Genomic DNA, 19,177 nt, shown 5'->3' on the forward strand with positions numbered 1-19,177 from the left:
TTTGCGCTTTTAGTCCGGTGTGTGTATCCGCCCTTCAGTAACGGCCGCTTATGCTTGCGCTCTTATAGAGGGCCTGCTCGCGCAGGGCGCACCGCGCTACTGCAAATCCGGCTCACACCCCTTGAGCACCAACCGGGTAATCGTCTGCGCCGCGGCTTCATAGTCCGCCTCGTCGAGCTTTTCCTTGCCGGTAATGGCCGTGATCTGCCAGTCGAAATCGGCGTAGGTCTGGGTGGCCGCCCAGATGCTGAACATCAGGTGATTGGGGTCGATGGGGGCGATCTGGCCGCGGTCGATCCAGGTCTGGATGCATTCGATGTTGTGCTTGGCCTGGCTGTTGAGTTGTTCCACCAGATCGGTGCTCAGGTGCGGCGCACCGTGCATGATTTCGCTGGCGAACACCTTGGAGGCGAAGGGCAGGTCGCGGGAGATGCGGATTTTCGAACGGATGTAGCCGCTGAGCACTTCAGCCGGCTCACCGTCCGGGTTGAACGGCGTCGAAGCCTGCAGGATCGGCTCGATGATGCTTTCCAGAACCTCGCGATAGAGGTTTTCCTTGGATTTGAAGTAGTAGTAGACGTTGGGCTTGGGCAACCCTGCCTTGGCGGCGATGTCGCTGGTCTTGGTCGCCGCGAAGCCCTTGTCGGCAAATTCTTCACTGGCGGCACGCAGGATCAGTTGTTTGTTGCGCTCGCGGATAGTGCTCATAAACCCGGTGATTCCTTGCCTGCTCTGGCGGTTGCGCATGGTATCACCGGCCTCGCGCAGCGCTCAAGAAAGCCCACCTGGGTAGTTCATCGTTTCAGGCTGTCGCCTGGCTGAACAGATCGTTAGCCAGACAAGTAAATGATCCGGGCGCTGCTACAGTTCAAGACAGCGATCAGGCCTTTCGCCAGCTTGTCAGGCGTTGACCGGGCCTCCTTTCTCTGCCGCACATCGCTATCGGCGTGTTCGAGTGAAAACCCATGGAGAAACCCGGACGAGCAAAGGTCTTTCAGGCGCTTGCCGTGCTGCTGGTGGTGCTGCTCGCCGTGGCGCGGGGGTATTTCCTGCTGGCCAACCGTCATGCCGGCAAACCGCCGCCGCCCGCCGAGCCGGTGGCCGCTGTTGGCGTCAAGTTGCAGGATGTACCGGTGTACATCGATGCGCTGGGCACCGTCACCCCGACCCGCAGTGTCACGGTCATCAGCCAGGTTAACGGCATTCTGGTTGCCGTCGAGTTCAAGGAAGGTCAGCAGGTGCGCAAGGGGCAAGTCATCGCCCGGATCGACGACCGCGAATTCAAGGCTCAGTTGGCCGTGGCCAAGGGCAACCTGGCCCATGACCAGGCGCTGTTGAGCAATGCGGTACGCGACCTCGCGCGTTATCGCGAGCTGATCAAGATCGGCTCCACCACCCAGCAAACCCTCGATACCCAGGCCTCCCTAGTGCAGCAACTGCAAGGCACAGTCGCCGCGGATCAGGGCAATGTGCAGAATCTGGAAGTCCAGTTGAGCTACTGCACCATCACCTCACCGGTCGACGGTGTGGTCGGGCTGCGCCAGGTCGATCCAGGCAACTACGTGACCACCGCCAGCACCACCGGCATCGCCGTGATTACCCAGATGACCCCGGCGACCGTGGTGTTCGCGGTGCCCGAGGATGATCTCGGCGCGATCAACCGAGCCATGAGCAAGGGCGTGGTGACGGTGCTCGCCTACGACCGCAATAAGCGCGACCTGTTGGCCAGCGGCAGCCTGCTGGCCCTGGATAATCAGGTCGACACCAGCACCGGCACGATCAAGGTCAAGGCGCAGTTCGACGATTCGGGCAAGGCGCTGTTCCCCAATCAGTTCGTCAACGCCAGGCTCAAGGCCGATACCCTGGTGCAGAACCCTGTGGTGCCGACCCGGGCCATTCAGCACGGGAGCAAGGGCGATTTCCTGTTTGTGGTGCAGAGCCCCGGCAACAAGGTCAGTTTGCGCAACGTGAAAACCGGTCCGGCCACGGGCGATGTCTCGGCGATTCTCGACAATGGCGTGAAAGAAGGGGAGCAGGTGGTGACTGAGGGGGCGGACAAGCTCAATGATGGTTCATCGGTGAAGGTTGTCGCCCAGTAAGGAGCTGCCTGCCATGAACGTCTCGCGCCCCTTCATCGAACGCCCCGTGGCCACCAGCCTGCTGATGATTGCGGTATTGCTGCTGGGCCTGCTCGGTTATCACCTGCTGTCAGTGTCGGCACTGCCGGAAGTCGATTACCCGACCATCCAGGTGTTCACCCAGTACCCCGGCGCCAGTCCCGAGGTGATCAGTTCGTCGATCACTGCACCCCTTGAACGTCAGCTCGGCGAGATGCCGGGGCTGAAGTCGATGAGCTCCACCAGCTCCGATGGCGCCTCGGTGGTCACCCTGCAATTCGATCTGTCATTGTCGCTGGACGTCGCCGAGCAGGAAGTGCAGGCCGCGATCAACGCGGCCGGCACCTTTCTCCCGGCGAACCTGCCGTACCCACCGGTGTACAGCAAGGTCAACCCGGCCGATGCGCCCGTGCTGACCCTGTCTTTGACCTCCGACGTGTTGCCGCTGACCAAGGTCGAGGACCTGGCCGATACCCGGCTGGCGCAGAAAATCTCGCAGATCACCGGCGTTGGCCTGGTCACCCTCAGCGGTGGCCAGCGTCCGGCGGTGCGGGTCGAGGCCAACACCTCGGCGCTGAATAATCTGGGATTGTCGCTGGACGATTTGCGCGCATCCCTGGGCACGGCCAACGTCAATCAGGCCAAGGGCAATATCGACGGCAAGTACCAGGCCTATTCCATCGGCAGCAACGATCAGTTGCAGTCGGCCGAGGAATACCGCGACCTGGTGATTGCCTACAAGAACGGCGCACCGATTCGCCTGGCGCAGATCGCCTCGTCGACCCAGGGCCCGGAGAATCCGCGTCAGGCGGCCTGGACCGACAGCACGCCGTCGATTGTCCTCAACATTCAGCGCCAGCCCGGCGCCAACGTGATCGATGTCGTCGACCGCGTGCAAAAACTCTTGCCCACCTTGCGCGCCAGCCTGCCGGCCACCCTCAAGGTGGCTGTGCTCACCGACCGCACCCAGACCATCCGCGCGTCGGTGGTCGATGTGCAGTTCGAGCTGGGCGTGGCGGTGCTGCTGGTGGTGATCGTGATTTTCCTGTTCCTGCGCAACATCGCCGCCACCATCATCCCGGCGGTGACCGTGCCGCTGACGCTGATCGGCACCCTGGCAGTGGCCTATGGGCTGGGGTTTTCCCTGAACAACCTGACGCTGATGGCGCTGACCATCGCCATCGGCTTCGTGGTCGATGACGCCATTGTCATGATCGAAAACATCACCCGCTACATCGAGGCCGGTGATTCGCCGATGGAGGCCGCACTCAAGGGCTCTGAACAGATCGGCTTCACCATCATCTCGCTGTCGATTGCCTTGATCGCGGTGATGATCCCGCTCTTGTTCATGGGCGATGTGGTCGGGCGGCTGTTTCGTGAATTCGCCATGACGGTGGCGGTGACCATCGTCATCTCCGCACTGATTTCCCTGACGCTGACGCCGATGATGTGTTCGCGCATGCTCAAGCCGAAACAGGCCGAGCGCCGCGTCGACTTTTTCGACCGCATCAACCGCTACTACGTCAAAGGCCTCGACTGGGTGTTGCTGCACCGTGGCCTGACCCTGATCTCGGTGGTGCTGACCGCGGCCCTGACCCTGCTGATCATCGTGATCATGCCCAAGGGCTTTTTTCCCGAGCAGGATACGGGGTTGATCCAGGGCATCTCCCAGGCGGCGCCGACAATCTCCTTCCAGCAGATGCAGATTGAACAGCAGCGGCTGGCCGCGCGCATCCTCAAGGACCCGGCGGTGGCGAGCCTGTCGTCCTTTGTCGGCATCGACCAGACCAACCCGACGATCAACCAGGGCAATCTGCTGATCAACCTCAAACCCCATGGCGAACGTGACAGCAGTGCCGTGGTGATTCGCCGCTTGTCCGATGCCAATGCCGACGACGCCGGGATTCGCCTGTACCTGCACAGCGTGCAGGATTTGACCCTCGACGCCACGGTGTCGACCACCAGTTACCGCCTCGGCTTGCAGGCTACCGACCCTGATGAGCTGGAAAAGTGGACCACCAAACTGCTCGCGGCGATCAAGCAGGACCCGATGTTCACCGATGTGCAGAGTCAGGCGATGCAGTTCGGCAATCAGATCCAGCTCACCTTCGACCGCGCCACCGCTTCGCGCCTGGGCGTCACCCCACAGGCCATTGATGACGTGCTGTACGACGCCTTTGGCCAGCGCCAGGTGTCGACCATCTACACCCAGCTCAACCAGTATCACGTGGTCATTGCCACCGATCATCCACCGCACAACCTTGCTGATCTGCTGACCGGGCTCTACGTCAATATTCCAGCCGGCGGTGTTGCGCCCTTGTCGAGCATGGCCACCCTGCAGGTGATTCGCGCGCCGGTCACCCTCAATCGGCTGGGGCAGTTCCCCTATGCCGACGTCTCGTTCAACCTCGCCCCCGGCCAGACCCTCGGTGCCGCCGTGACCCGGCTCAAGGACATCGAAGCCCAGGCCGGGCTGCCGCTGTCGGTGCAGGCCAACCTCGAGGGTGCGGCGGCAACGTTCGAGGCGTCGTTGTCCAATCAGGTGTTCCTGGTGTTGGCGGCGGTGGTCGTGGTCTACCTGATGCTGGGGATTCTCTACGAGAGCTTCGTGCATCCGGTGACGATTTTGTCGACGCTGCTGTCCGCCGCACTCGGCGCATTGCTGGCGTTGCTGATCACCGGTACGCAGTTCGACATCATCGGCCTGATCGGTATCGTGCTGCTGATTGGCATCGTGATGAAGAACGGCATCATGATGGTCGACTTCGCTCTGGAACTGGAGCGCAAGGGCGGCATGGACCCGGTGACCGCGATTCGTCAGGCCGCCGAGTTGCGCTTCCGGCCGATCCTGATGACGAGCATGGCGTCGCTGTTTGGCGCGGTGCCCTTGGCGCTGGGGACGGGGATCGGCTCTGAGTTAAGGCACCCGCTGGGTATCGCGATCATCGGCGGGCTGATGTTGAGCCAGTTGCTCACGTTGTTTTCGACACCGGTGATTTTCCTCGCCATGCACGGTCTGGAGCAGCGGTTCAGCCGGCGCGAGCCGGTGCTCGAGGCGTACCGCGATGAACCTTAGCGCGCCGTTCATCCAGCGTCCCATTGCGACCACCTTGCTGGCGGTCGGGGTGGCGCTGTTCGGCGTGCTGGCCTTCAACCTGCTGCCGGTGGCGCCGCTGCCTGAGGTGGATTTCCCGACCATCAGCGTGCGCGCTTCTTTGCCGGGGGCCGATCCGAGCACTGTGGCGTCATCGGTGGCAACGCCCCTGGAACGTCAGTTCGGGCAAATCGCCGGGGTCACCGAGATGACCTCGTCCAGCTCCCTCGGCGCGACGCGCATCACCCTGCAGTTCGACCTCAACCGCGACATCGACGGCGCCGCCCGGGACGTACAGGCCGCCATCAACGCGGCGCGCAGCAACCTGCCCAGCGACCTGTCCGGTAACCCGACCTACCGCAAGGTCAACCCGGCGGACTCACCGATCCTGATCCTCAGCCTGACCTCCGACACCGCCACCCGTGGGCAAATGTACGACGTGGCCTCGACCCTGCTGGAGCAGCGGCTGTTGCAGACCTCCGGGGTCGGTGACGTGACGGTCGGCGGCGCGGCGTTGCCGGCGGTGCGAGTTGAACTCAACCCGGACCGCCTCAATCGCTACAACACCAGCCTGGAGCAGGTGCGTCAGGTGATTCAGGCGTCCAACGTCAACCTGCCCAAAGGCACGGTGTCCCTGGGCGATCAGTCCTATGGCCTGAAAGCCAACGACATGCTCTATGAGGGCGCGGACTACGGCCCGCTGGTGGTCAAGCAGAACAACGGCGATCTGGTGCGGATTGCCGACCTGGGCGACGTCACCGAGGACGTCGAGGACCTGCGCAACTTTGGCCTGTCCAACGGCAAGCCGGCGGTGCTGCTGGTGGTATTCAAGCAACCGGGGGCCAATGTCATCGACACCGTGGATGCGGTGAAGGCCGACCTGCCGTTCCTGCAAAGCTCGATCCCCTCCTCGATCAGGATCAACACGCTGATGGACCGCACCACCACCATTCGCGCATCGCTACGGGATGTCGAGCTGACGCTGGTGATCTCGATCCTGCTGGTGACCCTGGTGACCTTTGCGTTTTTCCGCGACTGGCGCAGCACTCTGGTGCCGGCCATCGTCGTGCCGTTGTCGCTGCTTGGCACCTTTGGCGCGATGTATTTTCTCGGCTACAGCCTGAACAACCTGTCGTTGATGGCGCTGACCATTTCCACCGGTTTTGTCGTGGACGACGCGATAGTGGTGGTCGAAAACATCATGCGCCATCTGGAGAAGGGTGAAAGTCGTTTGCAAGCGGCGCTGGCCGGGGCGCGGGAAGTCGGTTTCACGGTGATGACCATCAGTGTCTCGTTGGTGGCGGTGTTCATCCCGCTGTTGCTGATGGGCGGGATAGTGGGGCGGCTGTTCCGTGAGTTTTCCATTTCGCTGTCGGTGGCGATCGTGATCTCGATGGTGGTGTCGTTGACCGTGACACCGATGTTGTCCAGTGTGCTGCTGCGCACCAAAGAGCAGGCCGCCAGCGCCGAAGAACACCCGGACTCGCGTTTTCACCGATTCTACGACCGCACCTTGAGCTGGGTCATCGAGCATTCGTTCCTGATGGGCCTGACCACCTTGCTGGTGATCGTGCTGGCGTGCGTGCTGTACGTGCTGGTGCCCAAGGGCTTCTTCCCGCAGGAAGACACCGGGCGCATGTCCGGCAGCATCATCGCCGCCCAGAGCATTTCCTTCGGCGCGATCCAGACGAACTTCAGCGAGATCAACCGCAAGGTCCTGGGCAACCCGAATGTGCAGACGGTCGGCGGTTTTGTCGGCGGTGGCGGCGGGATCGGCGGCGCGGTCAACAGTGCGCAACTGTTCATTACCCTCAAGCCGTTGGCGGAGCGCAAGGACGGCGCCGATCAGGTCATGGCCCAGGTGCGCAAGACCCTGGGTGACATGCCGGGCACCCGCCTGTATTTGCAATCGGCCCAGGACATCACTGTCGGCGGTCGGCAGAGCGGGGCGCAGTACCAGTACACCATGACCGCCGACGACCAGAGCACGCTGGACGAATGGGTGCCCAAGGTGGTGGACGTGTTGCACACCTTGCCGCAGCTGACCGACATCAACACCGATCAGCAGGACAACAGCCTGATGGCCAGCGTGACGGTCAATCGCGACGAAGCGGCGCGTCTGGGGGTGAGCATGTCGGCCATTGACCAGACGCTGTACGACGCATTCGGCCAGCGCCAGGTGTCGACGATCTACCGTGCTGCCAACCAGTATCACGTGGTCATGGAAGTGGCGCCGTCGTACTGGTCCGACCCCGGGGCACTCAAGGGGATTTACCTGCCGGTGGGCGCTCTGGCCGCCACCGCCAAGGGTGCCGGGGCGAAGCCCGATCTCGGCGCCAGGGCCAATCAGACGCTGGTACCGCTGTCGGCAGTGGCCGATTTTTCAGTGGGACGCACGGCGATTTCCATCAGCCACCAAGGCACTTTTCCGGCGGTGACGGCCTCGTTCAACCTGGCCCCCGGTGTGTCCATCGGCCAGGCCACGGCACTGGTGGACAACGCGGTGGCGCAGTTGCGCATGCCGGCCAGTATCGTCGGCCAGTTTGCCGGCACGGCGCAGGTATTCCAGTCGTCGGTGGCCAACGAGCCGCTGCTGATCGTTGCGGCGCTGCTGTCGGTGTACGTTGTACTGGGCATGCTCTACGAAAGCCTGGTGCACCCGTTGACGATCCTGTCGACCTTGCCATCCGCCGGCGTCGGCGCCTTGATCGCCTTGCTGCTGACCGGCACCGAGCTGTCGATCATCGCCTTGGTCGGGGTGATTTTGCTGATCGGTATCGTCAAGAAGAACGCCATCATGATGATCGACTTCGCCATCACCGAGCGCCGCGAGTTCGGCCTGAGTGCCAAGGAAGCGATTCATCGCGCCTGCCTGATTCGTTTCCGGCCGATCATGATGACCACCCTGGCGGCGATCCTCGGCGCCTTGCCGCTGGTACTGGGCAGCGGTTATGGCTCGGAGCTGCGCCGGCCGCTGGGTATCTCGATCATCGGCGGCCTGGCCTTCAGTCAGTTGCTCACGCTTTACACAACCCCGGTGATCTACCTCTGGCTCGACCGGGCGTCCGGGCGCTTGCGCAGGAGAACAGCATGAAACAACACAAACCTCCTGTAGGAGCGAGCATGCTCGCGATTTCGCTGTGTCATTCAACCAGGATAGTGACTGACCTGTTGCTTTCCCGAGCCGGCTCGCTGCTGCAGTTGCTCCTGATGGGCCTCATGTTGAGCAGCTGCATGGTCGGCCCCGACTACCAGAAACCGGACATCGAACTGCCGCAAACTTTCAAGGAGGGCAGTCAGTGGCAACGGGCGCAGGCTAATCCTCAGGGTGCACTGGACAGCCAATGGTGGCTGGCCTATCAGGACCCGATTCTCAATGAGCTGATCCAGCGTTCAGCCAGCGCCAACCAGTCGATCATTGCCGCCGAAGCGGCCTATCGCCTGGCGCAGGCGCAAGTGGCGTCGAGTCGCGCCGGGCTGTGGCCGACCGTGGGTGTTGGTCTGTCCGCCGCGCGGGGTGAGGGCGGCGGCGCCAGTGGCAGTACCACCAGTGGCTTGACCGGCAACAGCAGCGGCACCATCGAACAAACGGTCAGCGCCACCCTGAGCGCCAGTTGGGAACCGGATCTGTGGGGCCAGGTGCGGCGTGGCATCGAATCGAGCCAGGCCTCCCTGCAATCGTCCGATGCACTGCTGGCCGGGGTGCGTCTGTCCATCGGTGCGAGTGTGGCGACCAATTACCTGGGGCTGCGGCAACTGGACATCGACATCGACCTGTTGCAACAGCAGCAGACCATCAATCAACAGTTGTTGGAGATGGTTCAGGCACAAACCGTTCAAGGCACGGCCACCAACGATCAATTGCTGGTGGCCCAGGACCAATTGAGCAGCGTGATCACCAACCTGCAAACGGCACAGCGCTCGCGGGAGCAATTCGAACATGCCCTGGCAGTGCTGGTGGGCGTGGCGCCGGCGCAGTTCAATCTGCCGGCCACGGCGGATTACCGTTTTACCCTGCCGATGCCGCCACCAACGCTGCCGTCGAGTCTGTTGCTGCGCCGTCCGGACGTGGTCTCGGCCGAGCGTCTGGCGGCCGCAGCCAATGCCCGTATTGGCGTGGCTGAAGCGGCGTTCTTTCCCACCCTGAACCTGACGGCCGAGGGCGGCTATCGCGGCAGTGCGTTCGGTGGCCTGTTCGCCTTGCCCAACCGTATCTGGACCCTGGGCCCGGCGCTGGCGGAAACCATTTTCGACGGCGGTGCCCGGGAAGCGGCGAAACAGCAGGCCCAGGCCAGCTACGATCAAGACGTGGCCAATTATCGGGGAACGGTGCTGGGGGCCTTGCAGAACGTTGAAGACAATCTGTCTGCGATCAATCACCTGCACGCCCAGGCCAGTGCCTACGAGCAGATGTACCAGCGCAATCAGCAGTTGTTTGGCAGTACGCAGGCGCAAAAGCACGCGGGGACAGTCAGCCAGCAATCGGTATTGACCCAGCAACTGGTGTTGCTGCAAGCCGAGCAGAACTGGCGCGACACCCAGGGTTTGCTCAGTCAGGGCAGCGTTGCGTTGTTCCAGAGCCTGGGCGGAGGCTGGCAAGAACACAGCGCCGCTCAGGCCGGGCGCTGAGGTCGCTGTCATGCGCTGGAAAGCTCAAGCGCCGCTCAAGCCCTTGATCAGCAGGTCCACGTAACCTTCCAGTTCGGCGACCGGTTCTTCGCCATCGGTACTTAACACCAACAGGCTGCTGCCCGATTCCGCCACCGCCGCCTTGAGCGCATCCGACGGTTGCCGATGGTGCAGCACCACTGCAATGTTGTTGTCCTTGAGGGTCGCGGTCAGTTGTTTGAGGGCTTCAGGTGTCCACTCGGCATCCGGCCGTGTATCGACGCCGATCAGCTCCAGGTTGAGGCTGCCGATCAGGTAGCCGAAGTGATCGCTCAGGCTCATCACACTGAGGTTGTCGGCGCTGGCCAATCGCGCCTCGCTGGCGGCGCTGAGCTTGAGCAAACGCTGTTTCAGCGTTGCCAGGTTGCTGTCGATTGTTGCCTTGGCGTCCGGGGCCAGGCGCACCAGATCCGCCGCCATCACATCGGCCATGCGCCCCATGTTGTTGCTGGACAACCATGGCTGGCTGCTCAAACCATCGACCTTGTTGCCGGGCTGCACGGCAATGCCGGGCAGGGCGCCGTCCACCGGCCGCGCGGCGTCGACTTCGACGATGCGGATGTTGCTGCGCCGTGAGATCGGATACAGCGGATCGTCCGGCCACAGCGAACGCAGGCCGATCACGGCATCGGCGTCGGTCGCCAATCTGGCCAGTGCCGGAGCACCTCGGCCGGTGAAGTAGGCGGTCTGACGGCTGCCCGGCAGATTGGCGGGTGCGGCGCGTTCGAGGCGGACATCGGTGCCTTTGAGCAACACCTCACCGAGACCGTAGGTGATCGGCAGCGACGCCAGGACACGCAAGGGCTTGCTGTCGGCGGCAACGCCTGTGGTGGTGAGCGCGCACAGGGCAATCGCCAGGCTCAGTTGACGCAGAGAAAATGACATTTATCCGAGGTTCCCTTTCAGGCTGGGGACGACGCCGCGCGCGATGGCGGCCAGGGCGAAGGCGATGCCGGCGACCAGAATGATCGCGGCACCGGACGGGATCGGCAGGTCGAAGACGATCGGCGCCAGAATCCCGCACAGGGTGCTGACGGTGGCGATCAGCACTGAACACCAGAAAAAGCCCTTCAACGATTGACTGAGCAGACGCGCCGCTGCCGCCGGAATCACCAGCAAGGCACCGACCAGAATCGCACCAATGACTTTCACCGCGGCGACGGTGATCAGCGTCACCAGAATCACGAACAGGTAATCCAGCGACTTCACCGCCACGCCACGCACCGCCGCCAGTTGCGGGTTGAAGCTGGCCAGCATGATGCGGTTGTACAGCGGTAGGGCCAGGGCCATCACCAGCGAGCCGACCACGGCCAGCACCAGCAGGTCATTGCCATTGACCGTCAGCACCGAACCGAACAACACGTTTTCCAGAATGTGCACGTTGATCTTGCCGGCCAATACCAGCAGCAGGCTCGCGCCCAAGGCCAGGGATACCGAGAGGAACACGCCGATCAAGGTGTCCGGCGCCAGACCGGTACGGTTGCGCAGGAAGTTGAGCAAGATGCCGAACAGCAGGCAGTAGCCGAACAGCGCGCCGTAAGGACCGGTGTAGGGCTCACCAAGCAGGATGCCGATGGCGACACCGGTCAGGGCCGCGTGGCCCACCGCTTCGGAGAAAAACGCGAAGCGCTTCACCACCACCAGCGTGCCCAGCCCACCCAGCACCGGGCCGATCAGCAGTCCGGCGAGCAAGGCGTTGACCACAAAACCATAGGCCAGCGCCTCGGGCAGATAACCCGCCGAGGCCCAACCCTGGACCAGCAGGCGAAAAGCGTCGTAACTCATCAGACCGGGCTCCGTGGATGGGTCGAAAACAGGCTCAGCAAGCGCTCGGGTGTCAGCGCCTGTTGCGGCGTGGCATCGAACAGCACCCGGCGATTGAGCCCGGTGACCCGATCCGCCAGGCGCCCGACCGCTTCCAGGTCGTGCTCGATCCACAGCACGGTGATCCCCGCAGCGCGCCAGTCGCCGAGCAAACGTTCGAACACCTGGATGCCGGCTTCATCGAGGGCCGACATCGGTTCATCGAGCACCAGCAGTTGCGGTGGCGGAATCAGCCCTTGCGCCAGCAGCACGCGCTGACGTTCGCCGCCGGACAGCGCGCCCATGCGCCGTTTGCGCTTGTCCTGCATGCCGACGCGCTCCAGCGCTTCACCGATGGCCGTCGCGAAGTGTTTGCTCACACCGAGAAAGGCCGGGCGCCGTTGGCACATGGCGGCCATGAAGTCGTCGACCGTCATCGGCAGGCCGCGGTCGAATTCCAGCGCCTGTGGCACGTAGCCGATGGTCCCGGGGGCGCCGGGCCAGTGCAGGCTCAAGCGACCCTGATGAGGCATTTGCCCGAGCAGGGTCTTGATCAGCGAACTCTTGCCGCCGCCGTTGGGACCGACCAGGGCGTGGACGTTGCCGGGTTGGACCGTGAAGGTCACCTTGTCGAGGATCGTGGTGCGGCCGAGGGTCAAACAGACCTCATCAAAATCCAGCGCCGGCCCCGAAACCTGTGGGAGCGAGCTTGCTCGCGATTGCGCTTGATCAGTCGACATCACCGTTGAAGGACACTCCGTCATCGCGAGCAGGCTCGCTTCCACAGGGTGTGCTCTGATTGCTTCTCTGGAAGTCATGCCCCCGACTCCTGTATCGCCCGGACCACGGTGTCGAGGTTGCCGGTCATTTCTTTTTCGTACTTGTCGGCGCTGTATTCGCCGTAGGAAATGTGCGAGAGCGGGTACAGCTTCACACCGGATTCACGCTGGATGGTCTCGACGTAGGTGGAGGGGAAATCCATCTCCGAGAAGATCACCTTTACGTCCAGTTCTCGCAGTTGATCGATGGTCTTTTTCAACTGGCTGGGGCTGGGTTCGATGCCATGGGCTGGCTCGACCACGGCGGTCACCTCCAGGCCGAATTCACGCAGCAGGTAGTCGTAGGCGGCGTGCACCGTGGCCACGCGCAGTTCGGCATTCGGCGCCTGGGTCAGTTTGGCCAGGGCGGCGGCACGCATCGTGCGCAGGCGTTTACCGTAGGCGCGGGCGTTGTCGGTGTAGGCCTTGGCGTTGTCCGGGTCGAGTTTGCCCAGTGCCCGGGCAATGTTGTTGACCTGGGCAATCGAAGCGCTGATCGACAGGAAGGTGTGCGGGTTCACCACCTTGCCGGCACCTCGCGCGGCGACACCGGTGGCGGCCAGCAGCGGCACGTTTTCGTTGGCCTCGATCACCGGCACCTGCGGGTTTTCGCTGGCGGCGATCATGCGGTCGGCGAAGTCGTCGTGGCCGACGCCGTTGAGCACCACCACATCGAGTCCGCTGATGCGCTTGATGTCTTCGGCGCGGGGCTCGTAGGCGTGTGGGTTGAAGCCGGCCGGAATCAGCGGCACCACATCGGCCTTGTCGCCGACGATGTTGGCCACGTAGCTGTAATAGGGGTGCAGGGTGATGCCGATACGCAGGCGCTTGTCTACATCGGCGTTGGCCAGCGTCGGCAACAGACAGGCGAGCAGGCCGATCAGCAGCAGGCGCATTGAAGAACGTGGAGATGGAATAGGCATGGGGTAGCGGTCTTCTCTCGGGAAAAGGCGAGGGTTCAGTGCCGATGTTGGCGGGTCACACCGGCATCGAATTGCGCAACGATCTGCTTCCAGCCGGTGCCTTCAAGCGCCGCGTCGCTGAGATCGCCCGGCACTGCGAGCGGCTGGCCACGGTTGAGCCAGATGTCCGGCACGTCGTTGGCTGTGGTCGTTCGCATCAAAAAGGAACCGGCAACCGTTGGCGATTGGCTTTGGCCGAAGTAAGCCCCGGCCTCAAGCAACTGCCAGGCATGACCGCCACGGCTGACGGAACTGGCATCCTGGGCGAACGGCGCAAAACCTTCTTCGGCGAGCGTCTGGGGTGACGGCAGCATTTGTTGGGCCTGTCGCAGCAAGTGGATCTCGTCCAGCGTCACGCGCAAGTCGGCATAGATGCCTTGCTCGGCGGCGCTGAGGTCGCGCCGGGCATCCAGCTGATGGCTGCCGATCTGGCTCACTTCCTTGGGCTCGCCGTGCCACAGCACCACCGAGCCGGCAACGGCAAGAATCATCAGGCACAGCAACAGGACGTAGAGGGTTTCGTGGCCGGCGCCTGCCGGGCGGACGATTTGCGTGGTTGGCGTACTCATGGGGCCTCAATGTCCGCCTGGTCGATTTCCACTACGTGACCGGGGCCAGCATCGAACAGCACGTAGAACTCCGAGCCGGGCTTCTTGAAGGTCACGGTCGAGTCAGCCCCCAGTTTGCCGGGCAGCAGAATGGTTTCGTCGTAGCCGATTACATCCAGGGTCACGCCGGGCGCACCGCTGCCGTCGGAGAAGCCGCCGGTACACTTGATCTGCTCGGCATCGATGGCCTTGCATTCGCACATCGGGTTGTGGGCCAGGGCGCTGGCGCTGAAGCCGACGCACAGCACCAGCAACGCGGCGTGCATAGGGCGAAAAGCGTTGTTCATGGTTTGCCTCCTTGTTTGTTCAACCAGGCGATGGTGGCCGGAGAGGCCTGGCTCAACGGGATGGATGCCTGATGCATGGCGCCGTCCCAGCCTTCCATGGTGATCCACAGGTCGGCGTCCGCCCGGGTCTTTTCCGGGACCGGCAACGAGGCGCCCATGCGGTACGGCGTGCCGAAGAAAATCACTCCGGCGGCGCGCAGACTGCGAGGTTTGCCGACGCGCAGGTAAGTGGCCTTGACCTGGTCGATGCAGCTTTCGCAGAGCGCGGCATTGAAGCCCTTCATGTAGCCGGCCGGGCCATCGAGAGTCGGCGCAGCGTTGCGCAACTCTGCCAGGCGCAGGCTCCAGGGGCCGACCTGGACTTCGCCGACTTCCCGCTCGCCGAGGCCGCTGTCGCCACGCATCAGCGCCTCGTCGGCGAAGTACTTGGGCATGAAGCCGAGGGGAATCAGCAACAGCAGAACGTTCAGATGGAAACGCCATTTGTGCCAGAACTGACGCAGACGCGAGGGTGACGGGGCGGTGGCGAGGTTGCTCACAGGTTGGCCTCCGACGTTTGATTGCTCATGCTCACTGGCACCTGGACGCCTTGCTGTTTCTTGTGGCTGCGTTTCAGGGCGTTGGCGGTGGCCAATGCCGTGCGTTTGGTCCAGATCAGCAGACCGCTCAGCACCATCATGCTCAGCAGCAGCCCGAAGAAGGCCCAGATCAGCTTGATCCACAACCCACCGAAATCCCCGGTGTGTAACGGACGCATGGACTCGGTGACGAACTCCAGCGCCGAGCGGTCGCTGATCAGGCGCGAGGCGGCGACTTCACCGTTGTACGGGTTGAGGGTGGCGGTCTGGAACATCAGCGGATACCAGCCGCGTCCCCCCACATCCAGGTGGCTGTAGGCATTGCCGGGCAGGCTGACGAAGCTCGCCTCCAGGCCGGTGATCCGTTGCGTGGCGATGTCGATGGCACGGTCAAGATCAATGCGCGGGGGCGGCGAACCATCGGCCGAGATCGGCACGGCCTCACGGGACATCGCCGGAATGATTTTCTCGGTAGAGATGGATATCTGGTTATCGAACAGCAGGGCCTGGATCAGGAACCAGGTGCCCGTGACGGAAATGACCGCAATGAACCAGATCGACCAGATGCCGCTGAGGCGATGAAAGTCTCCCCAAAAAATCCGCGCGCCGTGACGAAAACGCAGGGTAGGGCTGAAGAAGCCCTTCCAGAACCGTTTGTAGACCACCAGTCCAGTGATCAGCGACGCCAACAATGGCAAACCGAGCAGCGACACCAGGTACCAGCCCCAACTGTAGCCATTGGTGAACGGCACCAGCCACCAGCCGTGCAGCGCGCGGGTGAAGGCGCGGAAATTGAACTCAGGGGCGACGCCCTGAATGACGCCGGTGTACGGATTGACGTAAATCACCACCGAGCGCCCGTCGGGGTAGCTGACTTCGACATCGAGGGCAAAGTGCGACTCGTCAGGACGGCTGATGCTTTCGACCACGAGCTGGGGTTCGGCTTTGTTCACCGCCGTCAGGACCTGCTGGTAGCTGAGCAGCGGTGCATCCTCTGAAGGCTGATTGGCGCGCATCGAGGGCGTGGCCAGCCAGACGATTTCCTGGCTGACCACCGCGAGCGTGCCGGTGACGCAGACGATCAGGACGAAAAACCAGATGGGCAAGGCCAGCCAGCTGTGCACCAGGAACCAGATTTTTGAACGGGATTTCTTCGACATGATGGAACGTCTTATCTGGATGAGAGCCCTTATCGCAGGAACAAGGGCGGTGAAGGTCCGGTCGTGGCTTTTGCCGACGCGACAGGACTGCATCTAGATAGGACGAATGAGAATCAGAAATCCCGAAGGGGTATATGAAAGAAAATGTTTCAGCGGCAGATCTGACGACTGGAGACCGCTGAAGACTCAGCGCAAGAAGCTGAGCGCTTCATCTAGCAGCAGGTCCGGAACCTCTTCGGCGATGTAATGCCCAGCCGGTAAAGCCTTGCCGCGCACATCGCTGGCAATCTGCTGCCATTCTTTCAACGGCTCGAAACAGCGACCGACCGTGCCTTCGGCACCCCACAGCACCAACAACGGCAATTGCAGATGATGGCCTGCGTCGATGTCAGCGCGGTCGTGCTCCAGGTCGATGCTGGCGCTGGCGCGGTAGTCCTCGCAAATGCCACGGGCAGCCCCCGGTAATTTCAGGCAGCGCAAGTACTCAGCGAAGGCTTCATCGGTAAAGGGTTTGAGCCCGGCGCTGCGACTGCCCATGACACTGCGCAGATAGGCTTCGGGGTCCGCTTCGATCAGGGTTTCCGGCAACGGCGCCGGGCGAATCAGGAAAAACCAGTGCCAGTAGGCGCGGGCGAAGGCTTCGTTGGTCTGGGTGTACATCGACAGGGTCGGGGCGATGTCCAGCAACACCATGCGTTGCACGGCGGCCGGATGGTCCAGTGCCAGGCGATGAGCCACCCGGGCGCCACGGTCGTGGGCCAGAATCGAGAACTGTGCGAAGCCCAGCGCCGCCATCAGCTCGACGCCATCACGGGCCATTTGCCTTTTGCTGTAAGCGGCATGTTGATCGTCAGCGGTTGGCTTGCTGCTGTCGCCATAACCGCGCAGGTCGGCGGCCACCACCGTGAAGTGCTGCGCCAATTGTTCGGCAATCTTGTGCCAGATCACATGGGTCTGCGGGTGCCCGTGCAGCAACAGCAGGCCCGGTCCTTTGCCGCCGATGCGGTAGGCAATGTCGACACCATTGACGTGACGCTGGTCTTTGCTGAATCCGGCGAACATGGGGTGACTCCTGGCGATGAATGCCGCCATCGTGAAATCACGGCGCGTTCAGGGCAAGCGGTAAAGTGTGGAACCACTGTTCATGAATCGTGTTTAAAGAGCTCCATGGCGAGGGGGAAGGCCCTCGCCATACGGGTAATGCTTAGCTTTGGGCGAACAGTTCCCGAGCCCGCTGTTCGATTTGTTCCTGAGTGAGGTCTTCCTTGCGCGTTGCCAGGAACCACAAATGGCCATAGGGGTCTTTCAGGCTTCCCGAACGGTCGCCGTAAAACTGATCCTTGACCTCGGACACCACCGTCGCACCGGCATCAACGGCTTGCTTGAACGACTTGTCGACATCCGTCACGTACAGGTGCAGGCCCACGGACTGGGCGCTGTCCGGATTACGCAACGGCCCTTGCTCGCACGGTGTGCCGAGCATGATCGGGCAATCGCCAATGCGCAGTTCGGCGTGGCCGATGCCGCCGTCGGGTGTGCTCAGGCGCATGACTTCGATGGCGCCAAAGGCTTTCTTGTAGAAGTCGATGGCCTCGACGGCCTGCTTGATCCCCAGGTACGGAGTGATGCTGTGATAACCCTCTGGAATGGGTTTGACGCTCATGATGGATCTCCCTGTTCTTGTCTCGTGAGTGGAAAAGGTCCGTGCCTTTCACTGGCCGGATAAATATAGGCCAGTCACTTTTCTGCCACCGAGTGGCCGACGAGCAGCAGCGCCCTTCACGCGGCATGGATCATCAAATACTGATAGCCACTATTGAAAGCGTTGATTTCTGCCGCTTGGGAGGCACGAGTAGCCTGTGTTCATTGCCCCGAACCCAGATGCCAGGATGCCAGACATGAAACCATTGATCGCCACTTTGCTGTTACTCGCTGTGTCCGTACTCGCCGGATGTGCCACTCATGTTTCACCGGAGCTGCGGCCCTACAGCGCCGAGGAAAGCAAGGAACTGGCGCTGGAGGAGCTCAATCGTCGCGGGCTGTCTTTCGATGAGTACCACGCCAGAAAAGCACAACTGCTGGGCGTGCCGCAGAAGTCGTTCAAGTTCGACAACCAGGGCGAAATGAACGCCGAACGCACCGTACAGCTGCACGGTCGTCCAAGCTGATCGAGAACTGTACTGCCCGAAGTTTTGCGCAACTGTCCATGGGTTTTGCGCAGGGCCTGAGATAGGGTCGATACCTGACCGACCCTGATGGACTGCCACCCATGACGCTCTCACTCGACCTGCTGCTGGGCTTTGCCCTGTTTGCCTTCGTCACCTCGATCACGCCCGGTCCGAACAACACCATGTTGCTGGCTTCCGGCGTCAACTTCGGCTTCAACCGCACCATCCCCCACATGCTCGGCGTGACCTGCGGCTTCTTCGTGCTGGTGGTGGCCGTCGGTTTTGGCTTGGGTGCAGTGTTCAAGGCCTATCCGCTGCTCTATTCGGTCCTGCGTTACGCCGGCGCCGCTTACCTGCTGTATCTGGCGTGGAAAATAGCTCATTCCGGGCCGGTCTCCGATGGCGTACAGAGTGAAGCCAAACCGATCAGTTATCTCGGCGCCGCGGCTTTTCAGTGGGTCAACCCCAAGGCCTGGATCATGGCTATTGGTGCCATCAGTACCTACACGCCGATGCAGGGTTATTTCACCAACGTGGTGGTGATTGCCGCCGTGTTCGCCATCATCAACCTGCCGAGCGTCGGCCTCTGGGTCGGTTGTGGCACTTTGTTACGCAATGTTCTGAAGGACCCGCGCTGGTTGCGCCTGTTCAACTGGGGCATGGCGTTGCTGCTGGTGGTTTCGCTCTATCCGCTGTTGCTTGAGAGCTTCAGCTGACGCATTGCTTCAACCGGTTGCCAGATGCCTGTTAAGCTGACTTTTCAGGAGCGTTCCTACGCACTTTTAAATGAAGTGGTCTTTCTTTAACGGCATCCGATCAGGTATTGGTAAGCTTCTGAAAACAGCGCGCGGCTCACAAGGCTGCGCTTTGCCGTTTCCAGACACGAGCTTCCTGATCCCGGAACACGCTCTGCG

17 protein-coding genes are annotated in these 19,177 nt (G+C 62.2%); 6 read left to right on the plus strand and 11 right to left on the minus strand.

What is annotated here, in order from left to right; translation table 11 throughout:
* Positions 1-96: 96 nt before the first annotated feature.
* Positions 97-708, minus strand: coding sequence for a TetR/AcrR family transcriptional regulator (locus tag EIY72_RS13700; RefSeq protein WP_093216538.1), 612 nt, complete (start codon positions 706-708; stop codon positions 97-99).
* 257 nt (positions 709-965) lie between these two features.
* Between EIY72_RS13700 and EIY72_RS13705 the strand changes: the two genes are divergently transcribed.
* The 4 genes from EIY72_RS13705 to EIY72_RS13720 all read left to right on the plus strand — a co-directional run bounded on the left by EIY72_RS13705 (position 966) and on the right by EIY72_RS13720 (position 9,840).
* Entirely contained in the window at positions 966-2,099 is a 1,134-nt protein-coding gene (locus tag EIY72_RS13705; protein WP_093216542.1) for an efflux RND transporter periplasmic adaptor subunit, read from the plus strand.
* 13 nt (positions 2,100-2,112) lie between these two features.
* A complete protein-coding gene (locus tag EIY72_RS13710; protein ID WP_093216545.1) occupies positions 2,113-5,193 on the plus strand; it encodes an efflux RND transporter permease subunit in 3,081 nt (1,026 codons plus the stop codon).
* Positions 5,183-8,305 carry an efflux RND transporter permease subunit gene (locus tag EIY72_RS13715; RefSeq protein WP_093216551.1) on the plus strand — a complete coding sequence of 1,041 codons (3,123 nt, stop codon included), beginning with the start codon at positions 5,183-5,185 and terminating at the stop codon, positions 8,303-8,305. The genes EIY72_RS13710 and EIY72_RS13715 overlap by 11 nt, the downstream gene beginning before the upstream one ends.
* A gap of 116 nt (positions 8,306-8,421) precedes the next feature.
* Positions 8,422-9,840, plus strand: coding sequence for an efflux transporter outer membrane subunit (locus EIY72_RS13720; protein WP_231985589.1), 1,419 nt, complete (start codon positions 8,422-8,424; stop codon positions 9,838-9,840).
* Between the two features lie 24 nt (positions 9,841-9,864).
* On the opposite strand, the gene EIY72_RS13725 is transcribed toward EIY72_RS13720, so the two are convergent.
* From EIY72_RS13725 to EIY72_RS13770, 10 genes are all read right to left on the minus strand, one after another.
* Positions 9,865-10,764 (minus strand): metal ABC transporter substrate-binding protein, encoded by a 900-nt coding sequence (locus EIY72_RS13725; protein WP_093216562.1) that lies wholly within the window; start codon positions 10,762-10,764, stop codon positions 9,865-9,867.
* Complete coding sequence (locus tag EIY72_RS13730; protein WP_093216567.1) at positions 10,765-11,664, minus strand: metal ABC transporter permease; 900 nt, start codon at positions 11,662-11,664, stop codon at positions 10,765-10,767.
* Positions 11,664-12,500, minus strand: coding sequence for a metal ABC transporter ATP-binding protein (locus EIY72_RS13735; RefSeq protein WP_093216573.1), 837 nt, complete (start codon positions 12,498-12,500; stop codon positions 11,664-11,666). The genes EIY72_RS13730 and EIY72_RS13735 overlap by 1 nt, the downstream gene beginning before the upstream one ends.
* Positions 12,497-13,423, minus strand: a complete 927-nt coding sequence (locus EIY72_RS13740; RefSeq protein ID WP_093216578.1) for a metal ABC transporter substrate-binding protein — start codon at positions 13,421-13,423, stop codon at positions 12,497-12,499. Before EIY72_RS13740 ends, EIY72_RS13735 begins: the two co-directional genes overlap by 4 nt.
* Before the next feature lie 35 nt (positions 13,424-13,458).
* Positions 13,459-14,031: a DUF6162 family protein gene (locus EIY72_RS13745; protein WP_093216583.1), complete on the minus strand. Its 573-nt coding sequence runs from the start codon at positions 14,029-14,031 to the stop codon at positions 13,459-13,461.
* A complete protein-coding gene (locus EIY72_RS13750) occupies positions 14,028-14,357 on the minus strand; it encodes a hypothetical protein (RefSeq protein WP_093216588.1) in 330 nt (109 codons plus the stop codon). Before EIY72_RS13750 ends, EIY72_RS13745 begins: the two co-directional genes overlap by 4 nt.
* Complete coding sequence (locus EIY72_RS13755; protein WP_093216591.1) at positions 14,354-14,896, minus strand: thiamine pyrophosphate-binding protein; 543 nt, start codon at positions 14,894-14,896, stop codon at positions 14,354-14,356. Before EIY72_RS13755 ends, EIY72_RS13750 begins: the two co-directional genes overlap by 4 nt.
* The gene (locus EIY72_RS13760; RefSeq protein ID WP_093216594.1) at positions 14,893-16,095 is read right to left on the minus strand and encodes a PepSY-associated TM helix domain-containing protein; all 1,203 of its coding nucleotides are present in this window, start codon (positions 16,093-16,095) and stop codon (positions 14,893-14,895) included. Before EIY72_RS13760 ends, EIY72_RS13755 begins: the two co-directional genes overlap by 4 nt.
* 186 nt (positions 16,096-16,281) lie before the next feature.
* Positions 16,282-17,157 (minus strand): alpha/beta fold hydrolase, encoded by an 876-nt coding sequence (locus tag EIY72_RS13765; RefSeq protein WP_093216598.1) that lies wholly within the window; start codon positions 17,155-17,157, stop codon positions 16,282-16,284.
* Between the two features lie 142 nt (positions 17,158-17,299).
* Positions 17,300-17,758, minus strand: a complete 459-nt coding sequence (locus EIY72_RS13770) for a VOC family protein (RefSeq protein ID WP_093216602.1) — start codon at positions 17,756-17,758, stop codon at positions 17,300-17,302.
* 235 nt (positions 17,759-17,993) lie between these two features.
* Between EIY72_RS13770 and EIY72_RS13775 the strand changes: the two genes are divergently transcribed.
* Both EIY72_RS13775 and EIY72_RS13780 read left to right on the plus strand, forming a co-directional pair.
* Entirely contained in the window at positions 17,994-18,263 is a 270-nt protein-coding gene (locus EIY72_RS13775; RefSeq protein WP_093216605.1) for a hypothetical protein, read from the plus strand.
* 101 nt (positions 18,264-18,364) lie between these two features.
* Complete coding sequence (locus EIY72_RS13780; protein ID WP_093216608.1) at positions 18,365-18,979, plus strand: LysE family translocator; 615 nt, start codon at positions 18,365-18,367, stop codon at positions 18,977-18,979.
* Positions 18,980-19,177 lie beyond the last annotated feature (198 nt).

Source organism: Pseudomonas vancouverensis, assembly GCF_004348895.1.
Classification (GTDB): Bacteria; Pseudomonadota; Gammaproteobacteria; order Pseudomonadales; family Pseudomonadaceae; genus Aquipseudomonas; species Aquipseudomonas vancouverensis.

Bases quoted from the DNA above. Each gene is read 5' to 3' on its own strand.
- EIY72_RS13700 (WP_093216538.1), bottom strand. From the start codon at position 708: ATGAGCACTATCCGCGAGCGCAACAAACAACTGATCCTGCGTGCCGCC.
- EIY72_RS13705 (WP_093216542.1), top strand. From the start codon at position 966: ATGGAGAAACCCGGACGAGCAAAGGTCTTTCAGGCGCTTGCCGTGCTG.
- EIY72_RS13710 (WP_093216545.1), top strand. From the start codon at position 2,113: ATGAACGTCTCGCGCCCCTTCATCGAACGCCCCGTGGCCACCAGCCTG.
- EIY72_RS13715 (WP_093216551.1), top strand. From the start codon at position 5,183: ATGAACCTTAGCGCGCCGTTCATCCAGCGTCCCATTGCGACCACCTTG.
- EIY72_RS13720 (WP_231985589.1), top strand. From the start codon at position 8,422: ATGGGCCTCATGTTGAGCAGCTGCATGGTCGGCCCCGACTACCAGAAA.
- EIY72_RS13725 (WP_093216562.1), bottom strand. From the start codon at position 10,764: ATGTCATTTTCTCTGCGTCAACTGAGCCTGGCGATTGCCCTGTGCGCG.
- EIY72_RS13730 (WP_093216567.1), bottom strand. From the start codon at position 11,664: ATGAGTTACGACGCTTTTCGCCTGCTGGTCCAGGGTTGGGCCTCGGCG.
- EIY72_RS13735 (WP_093216573.1), bottom strand. From the start codon at position 12,500: ATGACTTCCAGAGAAGCAATCAGAGCACACCCTGTGGAAGCGAGCCTG.
- EIY72_RS13740 (WP_093216578.1), bottom strand. From the start codon at position 13,423: ATGCCTATTCCATCTCCACGTTCTTCAATGCGCCTGCTGCTGATCGGC.
- EIY72_RS13745 (WP_093216583.1), bottom strand. From the start codon at position 14,031: ATGAGTACGCCAACCACGCAAATCGTCCGCCCGGCAGGCGCCGGCCAC.
- EIY72_RS13750 (WP_093216588.1), bottom strand. From the start codon at position 14,357: ATGAACAACGCTTTTCGCCCTATGCACGCCGCGTTGCTGGTGCTGTGC.
- EIY72_RS13760 (WP_093216594.1), bottom strand. From the start codon at position 16,095: ATGTCGAAGAAATCCCGTTCAAAAATCTGGTTCCTGGTGCACAGCTGG.
- EIY72_RS13765 (WP_093216598.1), bottom strand. From the start codon at position 17,157: ATGTTCGCCGGATTCAGCAAAGACCAGCGTCACGTCAATGGTGTCGAC.
- EIY72_RS13770 (WP_093216602.1), bottom strand. From the start codon at position 17,758: ATGAGCGTCAAACCCATTCCAGAGGGTTATCACAGCATCACTCCGTAC.
- EIY72_RS13775 (WP_093216605.1), top strand. From the start codon at position 17,994: ATGAAACCATTGATCGCCACTTTGCTGTTACTCGCTGTGTCCGTACTC.
- EIY72_RS13780 (WP_093216608.1), top strand. From the start codon at position 18,365: ATGACGCTCTCACTCGACCTGCTGCTGGGCTTTGCCCTGTTTGCCTTC.